The organism is Sphingobium sp. MI1205, assembly GCF_001563285.1.
Taxonomy (GTDB): Bacteria; Pseudomonadota; Alphaproteobacteria; order Sphingomonadales; family Sphingomonadaceae; genus Sphingobium.
In genome coordinates, this window is the sequence record NZ_CP005188.1 from 817200 (window position 1) to 827859 (window position 10660).

A 10660-nucleotide genomic window follows, 5' to 3' on the forward strand; every position below is an offset into this window, starting at 1 on the left:
GCTGCCGTTTGGCGAAGAAGCGGCGAACGGCGGTCTGGTCCGACGGGTTGCGCGGTTGGCTCCTCGTCGGGTAGACGAGGAGCCTATGGGTTAGATTTCGGTGTTCTCGGCGAGGGCAAGCGCGTCTTCCACATCGATTCCGAGATAGCGCACTGTGTTCTCGATCTTGCTATGGCCGAGAAGGATTTGAACGGCACGTAGGTGGCCGGTCGCCCTGTAGATGATCGATGCCTTCGTTCGGCGAAGGGAGTGTGTGCCATATTCGCTTCGCATCAGACCTACCCCCGTCACCCATTCATCTACGAGCCTGGCATACTGGCGGGTGCTGAGATGGCCCTTGTGATCCACCCGACTGGGAAAGACATAATCGTCCACCGTGCCGCCCCGGCGCTCAAGCCATGCCAATAGGCTGGTACGGGCGTCCGGCAGCAGTTCGAACTGAACAGGTCGATCTGTCTTTTGCTGCATCACGATTGCGCGTGTCCGGATCTGTCCACCGCTGACAAGGTCGCCGATTTTCATCCCGACGAGATCGCAACCGCGGAGCTTGCTGTCGATCGCCAGATCGAACAGCGCCCGGTCTCGCAAGCGCCGCTGCTGATTGAGGTAGAATCGGATCTCCCATATTTGTTTCGGTTTCAGAGCGCGCTTGGCGCCTGCGGTCCTTCCAGCATTCCAAACCTGACGCTTGGTGGCAGTGGGTTCCGTTTCAGACATCTCCATGATTGTTCTCCAATGAACGCAATGGCCATCTGAAGAACCTTCCGGGCTCAATGCGTGCAAAAGCTGCGAGGCTACTGTCGACCAGCTTAAGCCTTCCGGTGCAGGCGTGTGAATGACCGGTTCCGTCGGAACCTGCCGTACAGGATTTTGTCCCCTGCTTATCGCACGTCGTGCGATAAGCAGCCTCACTACTGACGGACTGCGCCTCTTCTTCTAATATCTCGCCCTGATACTCACGAACAAGCTGCGCCCTGGCTCAGGAAACCCACCCGTCAACGTATAGTTGTCATCGAACAGATTTCGGGCGCCAACACCGATCTCGACTCCGTTCAGCAGCGTATAGTCAATCCTGAGATTGGCCTGCACGTAGCTGCCCGTGCGATAATAAACCCGGGGCGACGCGGTACTTACAGTGGTGCGATCCGAGGCGATGTCCACACTCGGAACGATGTTAAGGGCGCGAATGGGTGACCATGAGGCATAGATGAAGCCTTTATGCGTCGGCACGTCGGTTAGTCGAAATACAGGAACCACCGTACCTGCGGCGGGCGTGCCAATATCGAAGGAGCGGTGCGTATAGGTATAGTTTGCTCCAAGTTCGAGCGTCTGGTTCAGGCGGGCGGTTAGTGCCAGTTCTGCACCATAATATTCGGCACTACCGAGATTTTGCCGCTGGGTGGAATTGGCGGGGAAGCCAGCGGGACGTACCGATACGATCGCATCGCTGATGTCGCTGTAAAAAACTGCGCCTTCCGCCCGCAGCGGTCCGAATTGGCGAGAACCGCCTATTTCATAATTGGTGGCACGTTCTGCTTTCAGATCGGGGTTCGATGCGGCGGTGCCAAATTGAGTGCTAAATCGTTCGAAAATAGTGGGGAAGCGCGCCCGCGACGATATGCTGGCGTGGATGCCGGTGTCTGCGTCAGGCGTCCAAAGAAGTTGGCCTTGACCGTTGAATGCGCTCGCATTGCGCAGCGGATAGCTGAAAATGCGGGCAGCGCCACCCGTCGGCGGAGTGCCATATTCCTCGGCTTGCTTGAGATCTCGCCAATCATAGCTTGCGCCGACAATGAAGGACAATTTTGGCAAGAGCGCCAAGCGGTTCTCAGCCGCTATGGAGTAGGTGTCTTCCACATTCGTCTGGCCTGGTTCAGTGAAGCCAGAAGGGAAGCCCTGCTGCCACTCAACATGCTTATCGCGCCGATAGTGCGCGGCCAGACTGAACCGGTCGGCATCAGTCAAATCGACATCGAGCTGGGCGGAGCCGCCCCAAGCCTTGTCGGCATAATAGCTGTTGAAGGCGCGACCAAGCGTTTGCGTAGTCTGCGTGCGGTTGTCGAACGAACGAAGCAGATTGTCGAAGCTATTGACATAGGCTCGCGTTTTCAAAGTCGCGCAGTCACCAAGTGCCGTGGTCGAAAGAAAATAGACGCTTTCGATATTCCAGTAAGGCCAGTTCCAATTGCGTTGGGTTGCGACGCCATCAGTGACGTGGAGCGGCGCGTTCTTGGCGCCCTCCTGCCTGGTGTAGCTGATCGAATATTCATCGGTATCGTTGGGCGTGAAGCCGAACTTTGCATTTACCCGCCAGTCGCGGGTACGCGAGAAGTCGCGCGCGCCGCCATCCTCGGCTGAGCCGGGTGTTGGCGTGTAGCCACCAGCCAAGTCCCAATGATCCTGAAAGTTGCGTGTGTAGGAAGCCTGCGCATACCATCGGTCCTGTTTGGTCCCGAGCAGGGCGAAAACATTATAGCCTGCATAATCGGCACCGCGATCAAAGCTGAGGGTGCCGCGAACTTCGGCCTCAAGCGCCTTGGTCGGCTTGCGTGTCACGAGATTAACCGCACCGCCCATCGCGCCGGGTCCGTCAAGAACGGAGGCATAGCCCTTGGCGACCTGAACCTCGGCAATGTCGGGGGTCAGGAAACGACCATAGTCGAGCCGGTTGTCTGCAGGCAGATAGACGCGAATACCGTCCAGTGAGAGCGGCACTTGGAACCGGTCAAAGCCCCGAACGAAGATCAGCCGTTCGTTGCGCGAACCGCCACTGTTCGAGGACGACACGCCAGGCATCAGGTTGACAGCTTCATCAAGCGTGTTGCGATTGAAAGTATAGATGGCGTCAGATGAAAGTGTCGTTTGACCGATCGCGATGCCCTCGGGCCGTGGCGCAGTTACGATGATTTGACCTAGCGTGAAAGTGCCGTCGGTAGGCGCCGCGCTGTCTATGCTTTGGGCGTGCGCCTGTGTGGTGACAATCGCCGTGGTCATGGCCAGCATCGTCAGAAATCGCATCGTAATCCCCCATCAGCGTGCGCCAGCATTGTGCCTTGGCGACTCGCTATATATGGCCATATATATCACTTGGTTTGGAGGAGAAGCGGTATGCGCGAAGCTCTTGTCGCAGCATTGATCGGAATCGCGCTGGTGTTGCCGTTGTCGGACGCCAATGCCCAGGAAGCTGGCAAGAGTTGGGCCACAAGCCCAACGTCCTTGCCGCCCGAGCTTGCAGGGTGGTCGTCACGTCAGCCGACGGCGGCAGCCAGCAAGGCTGGAGACCTTGGTGCCGCAACGCTCGGCATCGGGACGGGTGTTGACGCGACGCTAAAATCGACCGGCGATGTTCATTATCTTGTACGGCCCGAAAAGCCCGGTGGTTCGGCAAGCTATGGTGGCCTGTTCAATTTCACGGTTCCTCGCGCGGGCACCTACAGAGTAGCGCTAGGTTCTGGCGCATGGATCGATGTTTTGAAGGGCAAGACAGCGCTAACCTCCACCGCGCATGGTCATGGTCCCGACTGCTCGGGCATTCGCAAGATGGTGGATTTTCAGCTGACGCCTGGACGCTACACCTTGCAGGTCGCTGCGAACGGGGAACCGACCCTGCCAATCATGATCGTACAGCTGCCCTGACGGATGCGCGGGTTGCAACGTCAATGGCGGGCCTGGTGGTCGCCATCTTCACGATGGCGGCGGTGCGGCCTGCAGAATGGCGATGGACTTTGCCATCCGGTATTGCGCCCCCGACAGTCCCTGCTGACAATCCCATCACCGCCGCCAAAGTGGAGCTGGGACGACGGCTATTCTATGACGCGGACCTGTCAATCAACGGCACCATGTCGTGTGCGACCTGTCATGAACAGAAACATGGCTTTGCAGACGACAACGCAACACGCCCTGGTGTCCACGGCGACCCTGGTCGTCGCAACGTCCCTGGTCTGGCCAACGTTGGTTATTCTGCGAGGCTGACTTGGGCCGATCCGCGCCTGACAACGCTGGAGGCACAGGTAGCCGTACCGGTGCTGGGGGCGCAGCCCGTGGAAATGGGCATGGCAGGCAAAGAAGCCGAGATCGGCACGCGGCTTGGCCGCGATCATTGTTATTTCCAGATGTTCGCGGACGCGTTTTCTGAGCGTAGAGGCAAGATTGATTTGGCGGGCGTGGCGATGGCGCTCGCGACCTTCCAGCGGACGATGATTGCGTTCGACACGTCGTTCGATCGCTATAAACGGGGCCGGATGGACGCGATCTCAGCGGAGGCTCAGCGGGGCTACGAGCTCTTTATGGGACGCGGCGGCTGCGCGAACTGCCACTCGGGTCCCAATTTCAGCGATGATAATTATCATGCGCTCGCCGCCCAACAGTCGAAGGTCGATCTGGGACTGGGCGAAGTGACGGGTTCTACGACGGACGATGGGAAGTTCCGTACGCCAAGTTTGCGAAACATCGCGCTGACGGCACCCTATATGCATGACGGTAGCGCGTCGACGTTGGTAGATGCACTCCGCCGGCATGATGCAGGAGCTACGTTGTCAGAACGCGACAGGAGCGACCTCATCGCGTTCCTGGATCAATTGACCGACCAACGTTTCATCACGGATAAACGCTTCGCCTTGCCGTCAAAGGCATGTGGCAAGCGTCTCTGATCGTCAGGCATTTGAAGGCGCAGGCCCATTCGCTGGCTGTGGTGCTTCCCGCAGAAGCGCTGTCAGTGCTTCAAGGGGGGCCTGCGCGGCGGCATCGACAAGCTGTTGCTCAAGCGCCCGGTAAGCAACGAGAACTTCCCGTCCACATTCGGTCAATCGCGCTCCCTTGGTGGCTCCACCGCCAGCTGTTGTCTCTACAAGTCGTTCGATCCAACAACGGTTCATGCTATCGACCAGCAGCCAAGCGCGACGGTAGCTCAAGCCCATTGCCCGACCCGCCGCCGAGATCGAGCCTTCTCGATCGATAGCGTCGAGCAAATCCGCCTTTCCCGGGCCGATTGCGGGTTCATCACCACAGAAAATCTGAGCTTTGAGCTTGAGTTGTCCGCACCTGATCATGATCCACCCATTTGATCGGCCGCCTTCAAGGAAGCATGCCTCCATCGATGCTTTCGGTACAAATTTCGATTGGTTCAAGGTCGGACGCGGTCAGGCGATGAAAAACACATGAAATCCAACGGCTTTGCCCGTCAATGACGGACTCCTCTGGAAGCCGACGCATTAGGGGTCTGTTTGGAACGACAGGAATGCCCCAAGCGCGGTGGAGTTCCCTATCGCAAGCCGCCAGTTCCCTAACCACCCACCCTGGTCGTAGCAATTTGGCCGATCGCTGCACGACGGCCAAACCGACACTGAGTATCGATAACGAGGCAGTTAAGCTGCGCTCTGCTGCTCCCGATGTGTGGCGGTCACGATCCTATCGCGTCCCAGTGCCTTCGCTCGCAACAAGGCCGCGTCAGCCGTTTGGATCAAGCGCTCGGCAGAACAATGTTCCGGAACGCACGCGATGCCGATGGACGCCGTTATCGCGCCCAGCTCAGAGCCCGCGTGTGTAAGATGAAGCCGCCCGATCCGCTGGCAAATGTCTTCGGCTCGTGCGGCGGCCTGGTCCGACGTGAAGGCGGGCAACAATAATAGGAACTCCTCACCACCATAGCGAAACGCGTGGCCGGCCTCGCGGGTCGCGCTGCTCAGCACGGCGCCCACTTCGCGCAAGACCGCATCCCCCGCGTCATGACCATATTGGTCGTTGAAGCGCTTGAAATGATCAACGTCGAGCATCAGGCAGCTGATTGGCGCCCCGCGCCGCTGCGCCTCGGCGAGTTGTACGTCCAGCACGGTGTCAAGATGACGGCGGTTGGCGAGCCCGGTAAGCGGGTCGGCGAGCGCCATTCGGCGCAATGCATCACGCAGGCGAAGATTAGCCAGCGCAAGCGCGATGTTTTCCGCCAGCATGCGAAGATAGATCTCCAGAGTCGGCAGGTTCCCGGCCATATTCGCACGCGGCTCAAAATAGAGCAGGCCGAGCGTTTCGCGCTGTGCCGTTAGGGGCAGGCAGAGCGTGTTCAGGAGCGCGGCCTCGTGAAGCTCGAGATGATCGCAGGGCACATCGATGCTGTCGCCCGCAGGGCTATGGGGCAGGCCGCGGCGCAATGCCCAGCAGTCATGCGGAAAAAATTCCGTGCGGGAATATTGGGGATCCAGCCAGCCGCAAGATTCCACGATTGAATTGCGCTCGTGTTCAACAAGATAAAGCTTGCCGGCGAGTTCAGGCGCAATCTCGGGTACGAACCGTCTGACAACCTCGGTCAGATCAAGCAGCGTGTCGCAGCCCTGCATGCGCTGGGTCATCCGAGCCAACAGGTCGCGCACGGCAAGATCGGCGTTGCGCTCCTCCTCAAGCCTTTGCCGCTCGATACCATTTTCGCGGAACACCCGAATCGCCTGGGCCATATCGCCGATTTCGTCGATTTCCGTGTAGGTCGGTGGCTCGACGGCATAATCTTGCGCGGCGAGCCGGCTTACGACGTCGCTGAGGCGCACCACCGGGCGAAGCACGCGTTGTTTGAAGACAAAGTAGAGAACACAGAGAAACAGCAGGCCTGTTATACCCAGCACGATCTCCGAGGTGGTACGCCAAAGCCGAGCGAGTTGCGTCGCGGTGGCGATCTCGTTTTGGGTGCGCTGATCCAGCTGGTATTGGAAGCGCTCAATCATTGACTCGGCGCGATCCAGCTCACGCTCATATTCAGCGCCGAACAGTATCTGGCGCGCACGCGCTTCATCACCCCGGTCATGGGCCACCAGTGCTTCACGCTGCTCGTCGTGAAGCGTGTCTGCCCAGCGGATCGCTTCCTTCAATGTGCTGAGTTCATCGATGCTTGCGCCGGCGTCACCCAAATGACGAATGCGGTTCTCAATCGCCCCGAGAGCGGCGAGGTCGCGACGATACAGGATGAGATAGGTCGGATCACCCGTATTCAGATATTGCCGCGCATGATCCGTGAGAGCGAAGACATCCGCGCCTAATTTGGAAGTGGCGTGGTCGAGCTGGTATCGCTGCGCAACCGCAGCCCGCTCGTCATCCTGCGCCTGAGACGCAAGCAGCATGGTGATGCCGGATGCAATGGTCAGCGCGACAGTGGCACCATAGGCCCAGTTGGTTATCGTAGATAAACGCATCCACTGGAATTAACGCGCCAGCAGCTTCCTAAAGGTTAATTCTGAAGCACTATATTTTACGGACGGTAGCGCATCTTATCTCCAACGTGAAGGAGCACCAGAACGGGGAGGAATGAAGAGCTGCTATCAGATTATGGAAGGCTGATGGAACCACTGCTTAGTCGGCGAGCGAAGTCGTGATCATTCCCTCGATTGATCCGTTATCTTAGCTTGTCGGCAAGGAAATCGACAAAGGCCCGCACCCGTGCCGGCGTATTCGTCCCGCCGACAAACACGGCGTGGATCTGCTCCACATCGCCCGGATTATAGTCCTCCAGGATTGGGACCAGACGCTCCTGCGCGATCTCATCGACCACGCTGAACGCGCCGACGCGGGCAATGCCGGCGCCGTTTGCGGCAAGCTGCCCAAGGGTTTCGCCGTTGTTCGCCTCTATGCTACCCTTCACGCTCAGCGCGAAATCCATTCCATCGCGCCGGAACGGCCAGACCGGTTCGGCACGGCGAAAGTTGAAATTGAGACATTCGTGATGATGCAGATCCTCGGGCACCAACGGCGTGCCCTTACGATCGAGATAGTCCGGCGAGGCAACGATGACACGGCGCGTCTCTCCGAGCTTTCGCGCAGTCAGCGTGCTGTCCGCCAGCGGGCCGAAGCGCACGGCGACGTCCGCTTTACCGGCGGAAATATCGATAAGCGTATCGGTGAGGGCAATGTCGATCAGGATATGCGGGTAAAGCGCCGCGAAGTCGCCCAGCAGCGGCACGATGCAGAGCCGGCCATGTGAAAGCGCCGCGCTGATCCGCAAGCGCCCGCGCGGGGCACCCTGATCGGCGATCTGCTGCTCCGCCTCATCGAGGTCGAGCAGTATGCGGCGCGCCGCCTGAAGATAGGCCTGCCCTTCGGCAGTGGGTGACAAGGCGCGCGTCGAACGCAGCAGTAGCCTTACCCCCAGCCGCTCCTCGATCCGGTCGATGGCGCGACTGACCGCCGATGGGCTCAGATCCAGCACACGTCCAGCGGCGGAGAAACTACCATGATCCACCACCGTGGTGAACAGGGCCAGCGCGCGTGCACGATCCGCCCCGAGCAGTTTTGCATCCATTGCAAAAATCCTTCGCGTCCAAGCCGCCTACTGGAGGCAGTCATGATCAATCATTTATGCGTGCATATAGTAGGCGCCGTAGCCGGCGCGCGTCGAGGGTCACTTCATGAGCAAGTTCAATCCAGGAATTATCGCGCTGTCGATCGGCGCCTTCGGTATCGGCGTGACCGAGTTCGCGCCCATGGGTCTGCTACCCGTCATCGCCGCCGATCTGGGCGTCTCGATTCCCAGCGCCGGGCTGCTGATCAGCGCCTATGCGCTGGGCGTGATGATCGGCGCGCCGCTGATGACGCTGACGACCGGACAAATCCCGCGCCGCACGCTGCTCATCGGCCTCGCCGCCATCTTCACGCTCGGCAACCTGCTTGCGGCGATTTCGGGCAGCTATGGTATGCTGCTCGTTGCACGCCTGCTCACGTCCTTCAATCACGGCGCCTTCTTCGGTGTCGGATCGATCGTGGCGGCGAGCCTCGTGCCGCCCAACCGGCAGGCAGGCGCGGTCGCCGCGATGTTCATGGGGCTCACCATCGCCAATGTCGTCGGCGTGCCGCTCGCGACCTGGGCGGGCGAGCATGCCGGATGGCGCGCGTCCTTCTGGGGCATTGCCGGCCTTGGCGTCGCAACGATGGCTGCGCTGCGCTTCACCTTGCCACCACTGCCAGTCGCCACAAGCGACAACGCGCTGGCGGAACTGCGGGTGCTGACCCGCCCGGTCGTGCTGGGGGCTCTCGCGCTCACGGTTGTGGGATCGAGCGCGATGTTCACGGTTTTCACTTATATCGTGCCGATCCTGCGCGACGTGACCCACGCCTCGCTGGGCTTCGTGACGGCCATGCTCGTCACATATGGGGTCGGCCTTACGGTCGGAAACTGGCTCGGCGGCCGCTTCGCCGACCGATCGGTGGATTTGACGCTCGCCGTGACGCTGGCTGGCCTCACCGTGATCCTTCTCCTCTTTGCCGTGCTGATGCCCTATGCCGGCCCGAGCGCGGTGCTGATCTTCCTGTGGGGCGTGGCAAGTTTCGCGCTCGTCCCGCCGTTGCAGGTGCGGGTTATGTCCGCGGCGGCCGACGCCCCCAACCTCGCTTCGGCCGTAAACATTGGCGCGTTCAACCTCGGCAATGCGTTCGGCGCCGCGCTGGGTGGTGGCGTCATCGCCGGCGGAATAGGCTTGCCTGCCGTGGCCGTCGCCGGGGCAGTAACATCCGCGGTGGGGCTGATCGCCGTTCTTCTCGCCATCAAGAACGAGCGAAATATGAGCGACCGCTTTGCAGAAACATGCAATCAGCCCTGAACGGCCGTTAAGTCCCAAGAATTGGCTTCGGATACCGACCCTTCCCGGCCGCTCAGCGCTCAAATCCCGCTTCCCACGTGCAGACCGTCCGCTAATCCGGCAGGTGTCGACCCAACTCACGTCGTTCCGATGCAGCACCCGGAAAGTCGGTTTGCGCTAACACCGGCCATTCAGGGTTGCCCGCGTTGTCGATCGCTGCCGCCGACAGAGCCGCCGTTCAGCATTGTCAACTGGCTCACCAATAGCTGCCATTTGTTCAGGTGCAGGCTGGTGACGGAAATGGGTCGACATCCCTTCGAGCGTTCTTCCCCCGGGCCATCGTGGCCCCAGGAGAAGTGTCATGGGATTATCGGAATTTGATCCCGCCGCACGCGAGCGAGTAGCATGGAATGCGGGGCGGAAAGTCGGCGCGAAGCGCGCTAAAGCCCCGTCAGATCTGGGCAATCCGCTTCTTTCTTGATCAGCATGGGCGCATTCGGGATCGGGCGCTTTTTGATCTCGCCATCGACAGTAAGTTGCGCGGCTGTGACCTGGTAAAGATCAGGATCGGCGACATCGTTTGTGACCGGAAGGTTCGGTCGTGGGCGATCGTCGTTCAACAGAAGGCCGGGCGACCGGTTCAGTTCGAGCTGATGGACGATGCTCGCGCCAGCTTGCTCCGGTGGTTGGAATTGCGGGGCGGATACCTGGAGGATTATGCCTTCCCGAGCCGCACCGATCATTCGACCCATATGAGCACCCGCCAATAGGCTCGCCTAGTGGATGAGTGGGTAACGGGGATCGGCCTGCCGAGCGAGGATTATGGCACGCATTCTCTGAGGCGGACGAAGGCATCGATCATCTACAAGGCGACCGGAAACCTCCGCGCCGTCCAAATTCTGCTTGGCCATACGAAGATCGAGAGTACGGTCAGGTATCTCGGGGTCGATGTAGAGGACGCCTTGACTTTGGCAGAAGGCACAGAAATTTAAATTCTGCTCTGGCTCTCGCATTTGCGAGGAGCCAGTGGCGAAATTGCGTCGGCCAGGCGCCACTTCCTGACATTCCCAGATCAATAGTGGGGGTCAGGAAGTGGTCATTCAGAAAACAAG

General features: G+C 59.8%; 9 protein-coding genes and 1 pseudogene. 5 read left to right on the top strand and 5 right to left on the bottom strand.

All coding sequences use genetic code 11. The features are described from left to right. Positions 1-90: 90 nt before the first annotated feature. Both K663_RS03925 and K663_RS03930 read right to left on the bottom strand, forming a co-directional pair. Positions 91-723 (bottom strand): tyrosine-type recombinase/integrase, encoded by a 633-nt coding sequence (locus tag K663_RS03925; protein WP_062114334.1) that lies wholly within the window; start codon positions 721-723, stop codon positions 91-93. Positions 724-936: 213 nt separating this feature from the next. Further along, entirely contained in the window at positions 937-3003 is a 2067-nt protein-coding gene (locus tag K663_RS03930) for a TonB-dependent receptor plug domain-containing protein (RefSeq protein ID WP_235589513.1), read from the bottom strand. Positions 3004-3108: 105 nt separating this feature from the next. On the opposite strand from K663_RS03930, the gene K663_RS03935 reads away from it, so the two are divergent. Continuing rightward, positions 3109-3636, top strand: coding sequence for a hypothetical protein (locus tag K663_RS03935; RefSeq protein WP_062114341.1), 528 nt, complete (start codon positions 3109-3111; stop codon positions 3634-3636). A gap of 23 nt (positions 3637-3659) precedes the next feature. After that, positions 3660-4649: a cytochrome-c peroxidase gene (locus K663_RS03940; protein ID WP_062114344.1), complete on the top strand. Its 990-nt coding sequence runs from the start codon at positions 3660-3662 to the stop codon at positions 4647-4649. 3 nt (positions 4650-4652) lie between these two features. Here K663_RS03940 and K663_RS03945 read toward each other — a convergent pair whose 3' ends face one another. Both K663_RS03945 and K663_RS03950 read right to left on the bottom strand, forming a co-directional pair. Further along, the gene (locus K663_RS03945; RefSeq protein ID WP_062120284.1) at positions 4653-5045 is read right to left on the bottom strand and encodes a winged helix-turn-helix domain-containing protein; all 393 of its coding nucleotides are present in this window, start codon (positions 5043-5045) and stop codon (positions 4653-4655) included. A 318-nt stretch (positions 5046-5363) separates the two neighbouring features. Then, positions 5364-6890 carry a diguanylate cyclase gene (locus tag K663_RS03950; RefSeq protein WP_235589514.1) on the bottom strand — a complete coding sequence of 509 codons (1527 nt, stop codon included), beginning with the start codon at positions 6888-6890 and terminating at the stop codon, positions 5364-5366. On the opposite strand from K663_RS03950, the gene K663_RS25065 reads away from it, so the two are divergent. After that, the gene (locus K663_RS25065) at positions 6891-7019 is read left to right on the top strand and encodes a hypothetical protein (RefSeq protein WP_256382206.1); all 129 of its coding nucleotides are present in this window, start codon (positions 6891-6893) and stop codon (positions 7017-7019) included. Positions 7020-7372: 353 nt separating this feature from the next. Here K663_RS25065 and K663_RS03955 read toward each other — a convergent pair whose 3' ends face one another. Further along, a complete protein-coding gene (locus K663_RS03955; RefSeq protein ID WP_062114350.1) occupies positions 7373-8275 on the bottom strand; it encodes a LysR family transcriptional regulator in 903 nt (300 codons plus the stop codon). A 106-nt stretch (positions 8276-8381) separates the two neighbouring features. Between K663_RS03955 and K663_RS03960 the strand changes: the two genes are divergently transcribed. Together K663_RS03960 and K663_RS03965 are read left to right on the top strand one after the other, a co-directional pair. Next, the gene (locus K663_RS03960; protein ID WP_062114353.1) at positions 8382-9569 is read left to right on the top strand and encodes an MFS transporter; all 1188 of its coding nucleotides are present in this window, start codon (positions 8382-8384) and stop codon (positions 9567-9569) included. 340 nt (positions 9570-9909) lie between these two features. Next, positions 9910-10540 (top strand): annotated as a pseudogene (locus K663_RS03965) (tyrosine-type recombinase/integrase). Positions 10541-10660 lie beyond the last annotated feature (120 nt).

What these genes read in the sequence shown, in the direction of transcription:
- K663_RS03925 (WP_062114334.1), bottom strand. Translation starts at nt 723, where the DNA reads ATGGAGATGTCTGAAACGGAACCCACTGCCACCAAGCGTCAGGTTTGG.
- K663_RS03960 (WP_062114353.1), top strand. Translation starts at nt 8,382, where the DNA reads ATGAGCAAGTTCAATCCAGGAATTATCGCGCTGTCGATCGGCGCCTTC.
- K663_RS03940 (WP_062114344.1), top strand. Translation starts at nt 3,660, where the DNA reads ATGGCGGGCCTGGTGGTCGCCATCTTCACGATGGCGGCGGTGCGGCCT.
- K663_RS03955 (WP_062114350.1), bottom strand. Translation starts at nt 8,275, where the DNA reads ATGGATGCAAAACTGCTCGGGGCGGATCGTGCACGCGCGCTGGCCCTG.
- K663_RS03930 (WP_235589513.1), bottom strand. Translation starts at nt 3,003, where the DNA reads ATGCTGGCCATGACCACGGCGATTGTCACCACACAGGCGCACGCCCAA.
- K663_RS03935 (WP_062114341.1), top strand. Translation starts at nt 3,109, where the DNA reads ATGCGCGAAGCTCTTGTCGCAGCATTGATCGGAATCGCGCTGGTGTTG.
- K663_RS25065 (WP_256382206.1), top strand. Translation starts at nt 6,891, where the DNA reads ATGACGAATGCGGTTCTCAATCGCCCCGAGAGCGGCGAGGTCGCGACG.